This window comes from Streptomyces sp. HUAS 31 (assembly GCF_028198125.1).
GTDB classification, from domain to species: domain Bacteria; phylum Actinomycetota; class Actinomycetes; order Streptomycetales; family Streptomycetaceae; genus Streptomyces; species Streptomyces chartreusis.
Genome location: NZ_CP116353.1, coordinates 2029088 through 2043082, shown reverse-complemented (window position 1 = coordinate 2043082; position 13995 = coordinate 2029088). Strand labels below are relative to the sequence as shown.

The following is a 13995-nucleotide window of genomic DNA, read 5'->3' as shown; positions in this document are numbered from 1 at the left end:
CACGGTGGTCAGTTGGCGTCCAGGGTCACCGTGAAGGAGAAGCGGTCGCCCCGGTAGTGGATGACCACCGCGTCCAGCACGCACCCGGCCGCGTCGTACGTCACGCCCGTGTAGTGCAGGATCGGGCTCAGCAGGGGCACTTGGAGCAGCTTCGCCGTCTCCGGATCCGCCAGGCGCGCCTCCACGGTGTCCGTGATGCGGCTGATGTCCGCCCCGACGACGTCCCGCAGCACCTTCGTCATCGGCCAGCGGACGAGGTCGTCCAGGTCGATGCGCGCCGCCAGTTCGGGGCGGACGTAGTTGCGGGCGTGGTTGGTCGGCTCGCCCGTCTTCTCGTCGCTGCGCAGGCGGTGGTACGTCGCCACCTCGTCGACGTCCGGGAAGTACTCGGCGAGTTCGGCAGGCACCTGCGCCCTGCCGTGGTCCAGCAGTTCGGTCGCCATGCCGGACTGCTGGGCCACGATCGCGTCCACCGAGCCGAGCAGCCGCACGGGGGCGCCCCGGCGGGCGTCCGGCTCGATGAACGTGCCACGCCTGCGATGGCGCGTGATCAGGCCCTCGTCCTCCAGCTCCTTCAGCGCCTGCCGCATGGTCAGCACGCTCACGCCGTAGTGCTCGGCCAACTGCTCCTCGGTGGGCAGCCGCAGCGGGTCCTGCGGTCGGCGGCCCAGTATCGAGGCGCGCAGCGACTGCGACACCTGGTACCAGAGCGGCAGCTTGCGGTTCAGGACGATCGAGTCCGGGGCGAAGGAGGTCACTGGGCCATCCGTACCGGTAGGGGATCTCTACTGCAAGGGGCGGAAGTGACGCTCCATGCCGAGCCAGACGTCGTCATAGCGCTGTTGCAGGTGGTCGGCGCCCGCCGCCTGCGGGGTCAGCGTCACCGGCCAGCGGGTCTCGAACATGAACGCAAGACCGTCGTCGATCTTCTGCGGCTTCAGCTCGGCCGCGCTGGCCTTGTCGAACGTCTCCCGGTCCGGGCCGTGCGCCGACATCATGTTGTGCAGCGAACCGCCACCGGGCACGAAGCCCTCCGCCTTCGCGTCGTAGGCGCCCTCGACGAGGCCCATGTACTCGCTCATCACGTTCCGGTGGAAGTACGGCGGCCGGAAGGTGTCCTCGCCGACCAGCCAGCGCGGCGCGAACACCACGAAGTCGACGCCGGCGAGACCCGGGGTGTCCGAAGGGGACGTCAGCACCGTGAAGATCGACGGGTCGGGGTGGTCGTAGGAGATGGTGCCGATCACATTGAAACGGCGCAGATCGTAGATGTACGGCACATGGTTGCCGTGCCAGGCGACCACATCGAGGGGTGTGTGGTCGTACATGGCCGTCCAGAGGTTGCCGCAGAACTTGTTCACCACCTCCACCGGGCCCTCGACCTCCTCGTACGCGGCCACCGGCGCCTTGAAGTCACGGGCGTTGGCGAGGCCGTTGGCGCCGATCGGGCCGAGGTCGGGGAGGTGGAAGGGCGCCCCATAGTTCTCGCACACATAACCCCGGGCCGACGCGTCCAGCAGCTCCACACGGAAGCGCACCCCACGTGGAATCAGCGCTACATGTCCCGGCTCCACATGCAGCAGCCCGAACTCCGTGCGCAGCAGCAGCCCGCCGCGCTCCGGGACGATCAGCAGCTCGCCGTCGGCGTCGCTGAAGACGCGGTCCATGGAGGAGTTGGCGTGATACAGGTGCACGGCCATGCCGGTGCGCTGGGCCGCGTCGCCGTTGCCGCCCAGGGTCCACAGGCCGGCCAGGAAGTCGGTGCCGGGCGCGGGCTCGGGCAGCGGGTTCCAGCGCAGCCGGTTCGGGTCCGGCACCGACTCCGTGAAGGGCGCCGTACGGATCGCGCCGTTGTCCGTGCGGGTGAACGCCGGGTGGGCGGCCGACGGGTGGATGCGGTACAGCCACGAGCGGCGGTTGTGCGCCCTCGGCTCGGTGAACGCCGAACCGCTCAGCTGTTCCGCGTACAGGCCCAGCGGGGCGCGCTGGGGTGAGTTCCGGCCCTCGGGGAGGGCGCCGGGCACCGCCTCCGAGCTGTGCTCGTTGCCGAAGCCGGAGAGGTAGGTCAGCCCCTCCGCGGTCTTCCGCGCTGCCTCACGCCCGAACACGTCCGCGCGGGAGGTGCCCCCATCGCTCATGATCGCTCCCTAGTGATCTGATTCCTATGCTTCACCGTAGGATTGCGATTTCTCCGGCGCAAGAGATCGGCCGGTCCTCCTCTGCGGGTACGACCGGAAACGGACGCCGGCCCGACTCAAGGGGGATTCGGCTGTCGGACCGGTGTTCTAGTCTCCGGGCATGCCATGGACCCGGACCCTGCTCGCCGCGTCGGCGGTCTGTGTCCTGCTGCTGACCGGATCCGCCGCCTGTGGCTCCGGCGAGGCCCGGGACCCGGGTGACGGCGGCGTATCGCCCTCCCCGGTGGGCAAGGTTCTCGACGACACCGACGACGACGGGCGGCACTACCGGGAGGTCGACAAGGACGAAGCGCCCGAGGTCGCCATAGAGGTCCAGCCGGACCCGGACGGCGACAAGAGCGGCTGGGACGTACGGCTGACCCTCCACGCCTTCCGTTTCTCGCCCGCGGGCGCCGAGGCCCGGGCGGTGGCCGGGCGCGGGCTCGCGTACCTGTTCGTGGACGGCCGCCTCGTCGCCCGGCTCCGCGCCCTCGACCACCGCCTCCCGGCGGACCTCGTCCCGCGCGGCACGCACCAGGTCACGGTCCGGCTGTACGCCGACGACGGCACGGTGTGGGCCGTGGACGGCGACCCTGTGCAGAGCACGGCCGACGTCACGGCCTCGGAAGCGGAGACCGGAGCGGGAACGGGGATGAAGACGCATACGGAGACGAGGACGGCGACCGGGAGGGCGGCGGAGACGACCGAGGTGCCGGCACCGACGGGATCCGCCCCTGTACCGAGCGCAGCACTGAGTGCGCCGGGTACCCGCCTCCGTACCGGGGGGCAGGGTTCACCGGACCGAGCCGGAAAGGCATCATGAAGACCGTGCCCCATCCAGCAACGCTTCGCCGGGCGCCCGTGCAGCGGCGCAGCGCAGAACGGCTCACCAGGATCCTCGACGCCTGCGCCGACCTCCTCGACGAGGTCGGCTACGACGACCTGAGCACCCGGGCCGTCGCCCAGCGGGCCGGCGTCCCGATCGGCTCGGTCTACCGGTTCTTCGGCAACAAACGCCAGATGGCCGACGCCCTCGCCCAGCGCAACCTCGAGCGCTACACCGCCCGGGTCACCGAGCGCCTGGAGGGGGCCGGCGGGGGAGGCTGGCGGGTGGCGATGGACGCGGTGCTCGACGAGTACATCGCCATGAAACGCACCGCGCCCGGCTTCTCCCTGGTCGACTTCGGCAACCAGATCCCCGTCGGCACCCGCGGCGAACCCAACCACCGCGTCGCCGACCGCCTCACCGAGCTGCTGTCCGGCTACCTCGACCGCGAACCGGACGAGGATCTGCGCCGGACCTTCCTGGTCTCCGTCGAAACGGCCGACACGCTGGTCCACCTGGCCTTCCGGGTGGCTCCTGAGGGCGACGACCGGATCCTGGAGGAGGCCCGGGAGCTGCTGCGGGCGTATCTGGCGCGCGTGCTGGACTGACCGCCCGCCGCGGCCGGTCCCGCGCGGCGCGGGACCGGCCTCTCGCGAATTTCCGACCTCACCCCCGGAGAGGGCTCCCCTCCATGCATACCGGTCGGTATGCTCAGCTCGAGTGCCCGCGCCACTGCCGCCGCCATCCGGGAGGACCCCGTGTCCCGCACCGCACTGCGTATCTGCCCCCTGTGCGAGGCCACCTGCGGCCTCACGCTCACGATCGAGGGAACCGCCGTCACCGGCGCCCGCGGCGACCGTGACGACGTGTTCAGCCGGGGGTTCATCTGCCCGAAGGGCGCCTCCTTCGGCGCCGTCGACGGCGACCCCGACCGGCTGCGCACCCCGCTGGTGCGCCGGGACGGCGAACTGCGCGAGGCCACCTGGGAGGAGGCCTTCGACGCGGTCGCCGCCGGTCTGCGCCCGGTCGTCGAGCGGTACGGGCCCAACTCCGTGGGCGTCGTGCTCGGCAACCCCAACGTGCACACCGTGGCCGGCGCGCTCTACCCGCCGATCCTGATGGCAGGACTCCGCACCCGAAGCGTCTTCACCGCCTCCACGGTCGACCAGATGCCCAAGCACGTCTCCAGCGGGCTGCTCTACGGCGACGCCCTCGCGATCCCCGTGCCGGACCTCGACCACACCGACCATCTCCTGCTCATCGGCGCCAACCCCCTGGAGTCCAACGGCAGCCTGTGCACCGCCCCCGACTTCCCGGGCAAGCTCAAGGCGCTCAAGGCCCGCGGCGGCACCCTCACCGTCATCGACCCACGCCGCACCCGCACCGCCAGGCTCGCCGACCGGCATGTCGCGATCCGCCCCGGCACCGACGCGCTGCTGCTGGCGGCGATGGCGTACGTGCTCTTCGAGGAGGACCTGGTCGCCCTCGGGGAGTTGGCGCCGCACGTCCAGGGAGTCGAGGAACTGCGCGCGGAGGTACGGGACTTCGCCCCGGAGTCCGTCGCCGACGCCTGTGACGTGGACGCGGGCACGATCCGTGCCCTGGCCCGCGAGCTCGCCGCCGCCCCGACCGCCGCCGTCTACGGCCGCATCGGCAGCTGCACCGTCCCGCACGGCACCCTCGCCAGCTGGCTCGTGGACGTCCTCAACATCCTCACCGGCAACCTCGACCGCCCCGGTGGCGCCCTCTTCCCGCAGGCCGCCACCGACAAGACGCCCCGCCCCGCAGGACCCGGCCACGGCTTCGCGCTCGGGCGCTGGCACTCCCGGGTCAGCCGGCACCCCGAGGCCAAGGGCGAGTTGCCGCTGTCCGCGCTCGCCGAGGAGATCGACACCGCCACCGCCGAGGGCGAGCCGATCCGGGCCCTCGTCGCCGTCGCGTCCAACCCGGTCCTGTCGGCCCCCGACGGCGACCGGCTCGACAAGGCCCTCGGCTCGCTCGACTTCATGGTCAGCGTCGACCCGTACCTCAACGAGACCTCGCGGCACGCCCATGTCGTGCTGCCGCCGCCCCCGCCCTCGCAGAGCCCGCACCACGACTTCGCCTTCAACACCCTCGCCGTGCGCAACCAGGTCCGCTACACCCCCGCGGCCGTCCCGCTGGAACCGGGCCGCATGGCCGAGTCCGAGATCCTGGCCCGGCTGATCCTGGCCGCGACGGGCATGCACGGCGCCGACCCCGCCGCCGTGGACGCGATGGTCGTCGACCAGACCCTCGGCAAGGCGGTCGAGGAGCCGCACTCACCGGTGCACGGCCGCGACCCGAAGGAACTCGCCGCGCAGCTCACCGGCGTCAGCGGCCCCGAGCGACGGCTCGACATGATGCTGCGCCTCGGCCCCTACGGCGACGGCTTCGGCGTACGCCCCGACGGGCTGAACCTGGAGAAGCTGCTCGCGCATCCGCACGGCATCGACCTCGGGCCGCTGAAGTCCCGTCTGCCGCAGCCGCTGAAGACCGTCAGCGGCAAGGTGGAGCTGCTGCCGGCGCCCATCGCCGGCGATCTGCCCCGGCTGCGGGAGGCCCTGCGGCACCGCCCCGAGGGGCTCGTTCTCATCGGCCGCCGCCATCTGCGCTCCAACAACAGCTGGATGCACAACGTGCCCGCCCTCACCGGCGGCTCCAACCGCTGCACCCTGCACATCCATCCGCAGGACGCCGAACGGCTCGGCGTACGGGACGGGGCGGCCGTACGCCTCAAGGGCGCCGGGGGAGAGGTGACCGCGCCCGCCGAGGTCACCGACGCCGTGCGGCCCGGTGTGGTGAGCCTGCCGCACGGCTGGGGTCACGACCGTCCCGGCACCCGGCTCGGCCACGCCGCCACCGACCCCGGAGTCAACGTCAACCAGCTCCTCGACGGCAGCCTGCTCGACCCGCTGTCGGGCAACGCAGTGCTCAACGGAGTGCCCATCGAGGTGTCCCCGGTGTCCGAAAAGATCACGGCTCTGACCTGAGCAAAGCTCTGACCTGGAGTTTTGCGCTTATTGCTCGCATGTCAACGTCTTGTTAACGCCGCATGGCGAGACCTAACGTCGTCGCACCCCCGGCCCTCGTGGGATGTTCAAGGGCGAACGTTAGGTATCCACATGCTGACCATCCTCGGCTTCGCCATGATCGCGACCTTCCTGGTCCTGATCATGATGAAGAAGATGTCGCCGATCGCGGCGCTCGTGCTTATTCCGGCACTGTTCTGTGTGTTCGTCGGAAAGGGCGCCAAGCTCGGTGACTACGTCATCGAAGGCGTCACCAGCCTCGCCCCCACCGCGGCGATGCTCATGTTCGCGATCGTCTACTTCGGTGTGATGATCGATGTCGGCCTCTTCGACCCGATCGTTCGGGGCATCCTGAAGTTCTGCAAGGCCGACCCGATGCGGATCGTCGTGGGCACGGCGATCCTCGCCGCGATCGTCTCGCTCGACGGCGACGGCTCGACCACCTTCATGATCACCGTCTCGGCGATGTACCCGCTGTACAAGCGCCTGAAGATGAGCCTGGTCGTGATGACCGGTGTCGCGGCGATGGCCAACGGCGTGATGAACACCCTGCCGTGGGGTGGCCCGACCGCCCGTGCCGCCACCGCGCTCAAGCTCGACGCCAGCGACATCTTCGTCCCGATGATCCCGGCCCTCGCCGTGGGTCTGCTCGCCGTCTTCGTCCTCTCGTACTTCCTCGGTCTGCGCGAGCGCAAGCGTCTCGGCGTGCTCACGCTGAACGAGGTCCTGGTCGAGGAGAAGGAGACCGAGACGGTACTCGTGGGCTCGGGCGGCTCCGGCTCCGGTGCGGCCAAGTCCCCGGTGACGAACGGTGGTTCGGGCTCCGGCACCGACGCGGAGGACACCGAGGACGACGAGCGTTTCCAGGCCCTGGACCCCGACCGGCCCACCCTGCGCCCCAAGCTCTACTGGTTCAACGCGCTGCTGACGGTCGGCCTGCTGACCGCCATGATCATGGAGTGGCTGCCGATCCCGGTGCTGTTCCTGCTCGGCGCCGCGCTCGCGCTCACGGTGAACTTCCCGCACATCCCGGACCAGAAGGCCCGCCTGGCCGCGCACGCCGACAACGTCCTGAACGTCTCCGGCATGGTCTTCGCCGCCGCCGTCTTCACCGGCGTCCTCCAGGGCACCGGCATGGTCGACCACATGGCCAAGTGGATGGTGGACGTCATCCCCGAGGGCATGGGCCCGCACATGGCCCTGGTCACCGGTGTGCTGAGCCTTCCGCTCACGTACTTCATGTCCAACGACGGCTTCTACTTCGGCGTCCTGCCGGTGCTCGCCGAGGCCGGCGCTGCACATGGCGTCACGCCGCTGGAGATGGCCCGCGCCTCCCTGGTCGGCCAGCCGCTGCACATGTCGAGCCCGCTCGTCCCCGCTGTGTACGTCCTCGTCGGTATGGCGAAGGTGGAGTTCGGCGACCACACCAAGTTCGTGGTGAAGTGGGCGGCCCTCACCTGTCTGATCATCCTCGCGGCGGGCATGCTCTTCGGAATCATCTGATCCGCATCGCCCCGTCCACGCACACAGCTCACGGAGGACACGTTCAATGAGGCCCGGTGGGAACCGCGGCTGGCTGCTCCGCCTCGTCATCGCCTTCAGCTTCGCGCAGGGGGCGGTGTCGATGGCACGGCCCGCCGTCTCCTACCGGGCCCTCGCGCTGGGTGCCGACGAGCGGGCGATCGGTGTGATCGCGGGCGTGTACGCCCTGCTCCCGCTGTTCGTCGCCGTCCCACTGGGCCGCCGTACCGACCACGGCCGCTGTGCCCCGCTGCTGCCGGTCGGCGTGGTCCTGATATCCGGCGGCTGTGCCCTCAGCGGCCTCGCGGACTCGCTGTGGGCGATGGCGGTCTGGAGCGGGGTCATGGGCCTCGGCCACCTCTGCTTCGTGATCGGCGCCCAGTCCCTGGTCGCCCGTCAGTCCGCCCCGCACGAACAGGACCGCAACTTCGGCCACTTCACGATCGGCGCCTCCCTCGGCCAGCTGGTCGGCCCGATCGCCGCGGGCGCGCTGATCGGCGGCCCCGACATGGCGGGGACCAGCGCTCTCGCCCTGCTGGTGGCCGGCGCGGGCGGCGCGGTCGCCTTCACCTCGCTGTGGCGCATAGAGAGCCCTGCGACGGCCAACTCCCGCAGCGAACAGGGCGAACGGGTGCCTGTACAGCGCATCCTGCGCGCCCGCGGCGTACCCGCCGGGATCTTCATCAGCCTCGCCGTGCTGTCCGCGACCGACATCCTCACCGCCTATCTGCCGGTGGTCGGCGAGCACCGGGGCATCGCGCCGGCCATGATCGGCGTCCTGCTCAGCCTGCGCGCGGCGGCCACCATCGCGTGCCGCCTTGTCCTGACGCCCCTGCTGCGGCTGCTCGGCCGCACCCTGCTGCTGACCGTGACCTGTCTGCTGGCGGCCCTGCTGTGCGCGGGCATCGCGCTGCCGGTGCCGGTGTGGGCGCTCGCCGTGATGCTGGCGGTGCTCGGCTTCTGCCTCGGTGTGGGCCAGCCGCTGTCCATGACGACGGTCGTCCAGGCGGCCCCCGAGGGCGCCCGCTCCACCGCCCTCGCGCTGCGGCTGACCGGCAACCGCCTCGGCCAGGTCGCCGCACCGGCGTCGGCGGGGCTGGTCGCCGGGCTCGCGGGGGTGGCTGCGCCGTTCGTGATGCTGGGCGCGCTGCTGCTGGTGTCGGCGGGTACGGCGCTGCGAGCGCCCGCGCGGCCGGCGGGGGCGTCCGAGGACGCCGGTAAGGCGAGCCTGTCGAGGGCGATCTTGCGTCGAAAGAGTGGTATCTGATGGGCCGTAAGGCGCTGCTTCCACGATTCGGCGTGCACATGTGAAAGAGAGTCAGAAGAGCGATTTGTACGAAAATCGTCTGACTCGGAGGACTCGCATGCCCACCACGCCTCTTCCACGCCGCGCCGCGCGCATCGTCGCCGTCACGGCGCTGACCGCCGCGCTGACTCCGCTCACCGGGATGCCGACGTCGGGAGCCGCGCCGATGGCGCCCGGCGACAATGGCACGCTCAAGATCCACACGGCGCCGTGGGACGGGGTCGCGCGCACGCCTTACGGGGACGCGATCGACGAGCCGAGGGTCTGCCGGTTCTACCTCGACGCGGCCAACTTCGAGACCATCACGGCCGTCACCTGGAACATCGCGACCCAGCCGAATGTGCCGGGCGGCGCCACGCTGCGCGGGACCCTCAACCTCGCGGGCGGCATCGGCCACACCGAGGACCTGAACCTGCCCGACGGGCAGTACCAGCTGACGTGGACGTTCACGGGCATCACGGGCGGCGAGCGGCAGAAGACCTTCTCGGTCGACTGCCGTACCTCGATGACGACACCCCCGCCCGGCCCGCAGGGCGGTCCGCCGGCCGGCGGTGGTGGCATCGCGCGCGGCGAGGCCTTCACCACGGTCGCCGGTGCCGGCATCGTCGGCCTGGCCGCGGTGGGCGGGGTGATGTGGTTCCGGCTCCGTCGCCGTACGCATGGCGCGTAGAAGACGCAGGCCCTGGTATCGCCGGCGTGCCTACCGCCTGGCGAGGACGGCCGTACTGACCGTCTCGCTGGTGGTGGTCTGCGTCCGGTGCGACCATGAACGGCCCGGAGCCGGTACGACCGCTCCGGGCTCGGCCGAGGCCTCCGAGGTCCGAGCCGCCGGCACCGGAAGCGGTGCCGGCGGGGCGGGCGCCGACTCCCGCCCTCGGGCGGGCGATCCGCCTCCCGGCACCCGCGAGGCACCCCCCGAACCACCCCCCGCTCCTGCCACGCCCGCGACCACCGGTACGGGCACGGCGAGCACCCCGGCCCCACCCCCACCCTCCCCGTCACCCCAACCCGCCCGCGCCGGAAAGTCCGCCAAGCGCCCCGCCGGCCCCGTCCCCCTGCCACGCTCCCGCGCGACCCGCCTCGTCATCCCCTACATCAGCGTCGACTCCCCGCTGATGGACCTGCACCTCGACAGCGAGCGGCGGCTGCCCGCGCCCCCGGAGGACGAGCCGAACCTGGTCGGCTGGTACGCGGACGGACCCTCCCCGGGGGAGACGGGCACCGCCATCGCCGTGGGCCACCTCGACACCAACACCGGCCCCGCCGTCTTCGGCGGCCTCGGCGAACTGAAGCGCGGCAAGCGCATCGAGGTCCGGCGCGCCGACGGGCGGACCGCCGTCTACTCCGTCGACGCCATCAAGACGTACCAGAAGGACAAGTTCCCCAACCGTGAGGTGTACGGCGCCCGGGCCCGGCCGGAGCTGCGGCTGATCACCTGCGGCGGCAACTACAACCGCAGGACCGGCTACACCGGCAACGTCGTCGTGTACGCCCATCTGAAGGCGACCCGTGAGCCGAAGGCCGGCGGCCGGCGCTGAATCCGGCCGTCCGTTTGCCCGCCTGATGGACAGCGGCGCCCGATTCGGCCCGTTCCCTTCCCCCGGCCGCATACATTCCGTTAACTTCCGTGACTCACACACCCCGTGCGACCCGCACGAGGCGTTCGACCGCGGAGCACCAGGGCCCGTCCGGCGGAGCGCGTGCCGGACCGTACGCACCCATCACCCGGCATGCCGGACGGGCCCCGGCGCCTGAATGAGCCCCCGGGGGCATCCGTCATGACACGCGCCATCTCCCTGCACGACGTGAGCAAGTCCTACACGCGGGGCACCCGCGTCGTGGACCGGCTCACACTGGACATCGAGCCCGGTGAGTTCCTCGTGCTGCTCGGGCCCTCCGGCTGCGGCAAGTCCACCGTGCTCAGGATGATCGCCGGTCTTGAGGAGATCGACGAGGGCGAACTGCTGCTGGACGGGGAGTGGGCCAACGACCTGCTGCCGGCCGACCGGCGCATCGCGATGGTCTTCCAGAACTTCGCCCTCTACCCGAGCATGACCAGCCGCGACAACATCGGCTTCCCGCTGCGCATCGAGGCGCCCGGCGAGGACCCCGGTACGCGGGTGGACGCCACCGCCCGCATGCTGGGCATCGAGGACCTCCTCGACCGCTTCCCCGCCCAGCTCTCCGGCGGCGAACGCCAGCGCGTAGCCATGGGCCGGGCCATCGCCCGACACCCCTCCGCGTTCCTGATGGACGAGCCGCTGTCCAACCTCGACGCCAAGCTCCGCAACCATCTGCGCGCCGAGATCTCCGGTCTCACCCGCAAGTTGGGCGTCACCACGGTCTACGTCACCCACGACCAGGCCGAGGCGATGTCCCTCGGCGACCGGGTCGCCGTGCTGCGCGGCGGCGTCCTCCAGCAGGTCGGCACGCCCCGCTCGGTGTACTCGCTGCCGCGCAACGTCTTCGTCGCCGCCTTCATCGGCACCCCGCGGATCAACCTGCTGCGCGGCGTCGTGCGCGCCCCGCTGGACGGCGCGATGACCATCAGCCTGGGCAAGCAGTACCTCCGGCTGCCCGAACCCCTGTGCCTGGACCACCAGTTGCTGCGGGTGCAGCAGGGGCGCGAGGTGATCGTGGGTCTGCGTTCGGAGGCCGTCCGCATCGCGAAGCCCGCCAGTGCCCGCCCCGGCGAGGTGCACATCACCGGACTGGTCGAGCATGTGGAGTTCCAGGGCCACGAGGTCCTCGTCCACTTCAACACCGGCTCCCGGCCGGCCGTCGTCCCGGACCTGGAGGCCCCGCGTCCGGCGCCGCCGGTCCGGCGCAGACGCCGTGACTCGGGCTCGGTGCTGGAGCGGCTGCGCAACCGCGCGGGCGCCCTGCGCGCCGGGCCGGTGGTGGCGCTGGAGCACCCGGCCGACGACGCCCACGACCCCGCGCCGCCCGAGGGCCGGCTGCCCGGCGACCTCATCGTCCGCACCACCCCGGACTTCGATCTCCGGCACGGCATGCACGTCCCGCTCCTCGTCGACCTCGCCCATCTGTTCGTCTTCGACCAGCACGGCGACCGCATCTGCCCTGCCCCGGCGCGGCTGCCGGATCTGGAGGAATGACGCACCGCGGACATAGGTAGTCATGGGTGTATGAACGTGCAACTCACCCGAACTCGGGCTTCCTTGGCGGTCGCCGGACTGCTCCTGGCTGTCGGTGCCCCGACCGCCTACGCCACCCTCGACGACACCGCCGCCGCGGTGCCGGCGCGCGGAGAGCCGTACATCGAGACCCGGTTGTTCTTCGGCACCGCACGCCCCGACGGCGGCCCGGCCGTCACCGACCGGCAGTTCATGGAGTTCGTCGACGAGGAGGTCACGCCCGGTTTCCCGGACGGGCTGACCGTGCAGAGCGGGCGCGGACAGTGGCGGGACGCGAACGGGGCGATCGAGAAGGAGACCTCGTACGAGCTGATCCTGCTCTACCCCGAGGCGCGGGCGCAGGACGGCGACCGCAGGATCGAGGGGATCCGGAGCGCCTACGAGAAGACCTTCGGGCAGGAGGCCGTGGGGAGGGTGGACGACCGGGCGCGGGTGGACTTCTGATGTCATGGGGTCCGGCTGATCGTCCGGGGTGTCTGGCGCGCAAAAACTATCGCCGCTAGTTTATGAGTCCGGCGACCACAGCCGGACGACGAGGCGCCCCGCCCGGGAGGAAGCGTGATGAAGGCACACGACGGCATGTACATCGACGGCGCGTGGCGGCCCGCCACGAGCGGGGACGTGATCGAGGTGGTGAACCCCGCCGACGAGCAGGTCATCGGGCAGGTCCCGGCCGGCACCGCCCTCGACGTCGACACCGCCGTACGGGCCGCCCGAGCCGCCTTCCCGGGCTGGGCCGCCACCCCGCCCGCCGAACGGGCCGCACGGCTGGCCGCCCTGCGGGACGCCTTGGTGGCCCGCAAGGACGAGATCGCCGAGACCGTCACCGCCGAACTCGGCTCGCCCCTGAAGTTCTCCGAGGCCGTCCAGACCGGCGCGCCGATCGGGGTCGCGGGCTCGTACGCCGAATTGGCGGCAACCTACGCCTTCGAGGAGCGGGTCGGCAACTCGACCGTGTACCTGGAGCCCTTGGGTGTGGTCGGCGCGATCACGCCCTGGAACTACCCGCTCCACCAGATCGTCGCCAAGGTCGCCGCGGCGCTGGCCGCGGGCTGCACGGTGGTTCTCAAGCCCGCCGAGGACACCCCGCTGGTCGCCCAGCTCTTCGCCGAGGCGGTCCACGAGGCCGGCGTCCCCGCGGGCGTCTTCAACCTGGTCACCGGCCTCGGCCCGGTCGCGGGCCAGGCGCTCGCCGAGCACCCGGACGTCGACCTGGTGTCCTTCACCGGTTCCACGGCCGTCGGCCGGCAGATCGCCGCCGTGGCCGGAGCGGCGATCAAGAAGGTCGCCCTGGAGCTGGGCGGCAAGTCCGCCAACGTCATCCTGCCGAGCGCCGACCTGGCCAAGGCGGTCAACGTCGGCGTCGCCAACGTGATGTCCAACTCCGGGCAGACGTGCAGCGCCTGGACGCGGATGCTGGTCCACCGCGACCAGTACGACGAGGCCGTCGAGCTCGCCGCGACCGCCGCCGCGAAGTACGGCGAGCGGATCGGCCCGGTGGTCAGCGCCAAGCAGCAGGCACGGGTCCTCGGCTACATCGAGAAGGGCGTCGCCGAGGGGGCACGGCTGGTCGCGGGCGGCACCGAGGCGCCGCGCGAGCAGGGCTGGTACGTCAGCCCGACCGTCTTCGCCGATGTGACGCCCGGGATGACGATCGCCCAGGAGGAGATCTTCGGCCCGGTCCTGTCGATCCTGCGCTACGACGACGAGGAGGACGCCCTGCGTATCGCGAACGGCACCGTCTACGGCCTCGCGGGCGCCGTGTGGGCCGGCGAGGAGGCTGAGGCGGTCGCCTTCGCGCGCCGGATGGACACCGGGCAGGTCGACATCAACGGCGGCCGCTTCAACGTCCGCGCCCCCTTCGGCGGCTACAAGCAGTCGGGCGTGGGCCGCGAGCTGGGCGCACACGGCCTGGCCGAGTACCTCCAGACCAAGTCCCTCCAGTTCTGAGGAGCCCGCA

12 protein-coding genes are annotated in these 13995 nt (G+C 71.4%); 10 read left to right on the top strand and 2 right to left on the bottom strand.

Annotated features, from left to right (window positions below; all coding sequences use genetic code 11):
* Positions 1-8: 8 nt before the first annotated feature.
* Together PGH47_RS08900 and hmgA are read right to left on the bottom strand one after the other, a co-directional pair.
* Positions 9-758, bottom strand: coding sequence for a GntR family transcriptional regulator (locus PGH47_RS08900; protein WP_271662961.1), 750 nt, complete (start codon positions 756-758; stop codon positions 9-11).
* Between the two features lie 27 nt (positions 759-785).
* Positions 786-2138 (bottom strand): homogentisate 1,2-dioxygenase, encoded by a 1353-nt coding sequence (gene hmgA / locus PGH47_RS08895; RefSeq protein ID WP_271662960.1) that lies wholly within the window; start codon positions 2136-2138, stop codon positions 786-788.
* A 160-nt stretch (positions 2139-2298) separates the two neighbouring features.
* Between hmgA and PGH47_RS08890 the strand changes: the two genes are divergently transcribed.
* The 10 genes from PGH47_RS08890 (at position 2299) to PGH47_RS08845 (ending at position 13985) form a co-directional block, all read left to right on the top strand.
* Positions 2299-3000, top strand: coding sequence for a hypothetical protein (locus tag PGH47_RS08890; protein WP_271662959.1), 702 nt, complete (start codon positions 2299-2301; stop codon positions 2998-3000).
* Complete coding sequence (locus PGH47_RS08885) at positions 2997-3611, top strand: TetR/AcrR family transcriptional regulator (protein WP_030951335.1); 615 nt, start codon at positions 2997-2999, stop codon at positions 3609-3611. Before PGH47_RS08890 ends, PGH47_RS08885 begins: the two co-directional genes overlap by 4 nt.
* A gap of 150 nt (positions 3612-3761) precedes the next feature.
* Positions 3762-6014 (top strand): molybdopterin oxidoreductase family protein, encoded by a 2253-nt coding sequence (locus PGH47_RS08880; protein WP_271662958.1) that lies wholly within the window; start codon positions 3762-3764, stop codon positions 6012-6014.
* Positions 6015-6146: 132 nt separating this feature from the next.
* Complete coding sequence (locus PGH47_RS08875; protein ID WP_271662957.1) at positions 6147-7556, top strand: CitMHS family transporter; 1410 nt, start codon at positions 6147-6149, stop codon at positions 7554-7556.
* Positions 7557-7602: 46 nt separating this feature from the next.
* Entirely contained in the window at positions 7603-8841 is a 1239-nt protein-coding gene (locus PGH47_RS08870; protein ID WP_271662956.1) for an MFS transporter, read from the top strand.
* A gap of 97 nt (positions 8842-8938) precedes the next feature.
* Complete coding sequence (locus PGH47_RS08865) at positions 8939-9550, top strand: hypothetical protein (RefSeq protein ID WP_271662955.1); 612 nt, start codon at positions 8939-8941, stop codon at positions 9548-9550.
* Positions 9540-10418 (top strand): class F sortase, encoded by an 879-nt coding sequence (locus tag PGH47_RS08860; protein ID WP_271662954.1) that lies wholly within the window; start codon positions 9540-9542, stop codon positions 10416-10418. Before PGH47_RS08865 ends, PGH47_RS08860 begins: the two co-directional genes overlap by 11 nt.
* A gap of 240 nt (positions 10419-10658) precedes the next feature.
* Entirely contained in the window at positions 10659-11996 is a 1338-nt protein-coding gene (locus tag PGH47_RS08855; RefSeq protein ID WP_125529236.1) for an ABC transporter ATP-binding protein, read from the top strand.
* A gap of 30 nt (positions 11997-12026) precedes the next feature.
* Positions 12027-12479 carry a DUF3574 domain-containing protein gene (locus PGH47_RS08850; RefSeq protein ID WP_271662953.1) on the top strand — a complete coding sequence of 151 codons (453 nt, stop codon included), beginning with the start codon at positions 12027-12029 and terminating at the stop codon, positions 12477-12479.
* A gap of 117 nt (positions 12480-12596) precedes the next feature.
* On the top strand, positions 12597-13985 hold the full coding sequence (locus tag PGH47_RS08845; protein WP_271662952.1) for an aldehyde dehydrogenase family protein: 1389 nt from the start codon (positions 12597-12599) through the stop codon (positions 13983-13985).
* Positions 13986-13995 lie beyond the last annotated feature (10 nt).

Excerpts from the sequence above, each read along its gene's own strand:
- PGH47_RS08870 (WP_271662956.1), top strand. The coding sequence starts at position 7,603 with ATGAGGCCCGGTGGGAACCGCGGCTGGCTGCTCCGCCTCGTCATCGCC.
- PGH47_RS08850 (WP_271662953.1), top strand. The coding sequence starts at position 12,027 with ATGAACGTGCAACTCACCCGAACTCGGGCTTCCTTGGCGGTCGCCGGA.
- PGH47_RS08875 (WP_271662957.1), top strand. The coding sequence starts at position 6,147 with ATGCTGACCATCCTCGGCTTCGCCATGATCGCGACCTTCCTGGTCCTG.
- PGH47_RS08860 (WP_271662954.1), top strand. The coding sequence starts at position 9,540 with ATGGCGCGTAGAAGACGCAGGCCCTGGTATCGCCGGCGTGCCTACCGC.
- PGH47_RS08855 (WP_125529236.1), top strand. The coding sequence starts at position 10,659 with ATGACACGCGCCATCTCCCTGCACGACGTGAGCAAGTCCTACACGCGG.
- PGH47_RS08890 (WP_271662959.1), top strand. The coding sequence starts at position 2,299 with ATGCCATGGACCCGGACCCTGCTCGCCGCGTCGGCGGTCTGTGTCCTG.
- PGH47_RS08865 (WP_271662955.1), top strand. The coding sequence starts at position 8,939 with ATGCCCACCACGCCTCTTCCACGCCGCGCCGCGCGCATCGTCGCCGTC.
- PGH47_RS08885 (WP_030951335.1), top strand. The coding sequence starts at position 2,997 with ATGAAGACCGTGCCCCATCCAGCAACGCTTCGCCGGGCGCCCGTGCAG.
- hmgA (WP_271662960.1), bottom strand. The coding sequence starts at position 2,138 with ATGAGCGATGGGGGCACCTCCCGCGCGGACGTGTTCGGGCGTGAGGCA.
- PGH47_RS08845 (WP_271662952.1), top strand. The coding sequence starts at position 12,597 with ATGAAGGCACACGACGGCATGTACATCGACGGCGCGTGGCGGCCCGCC.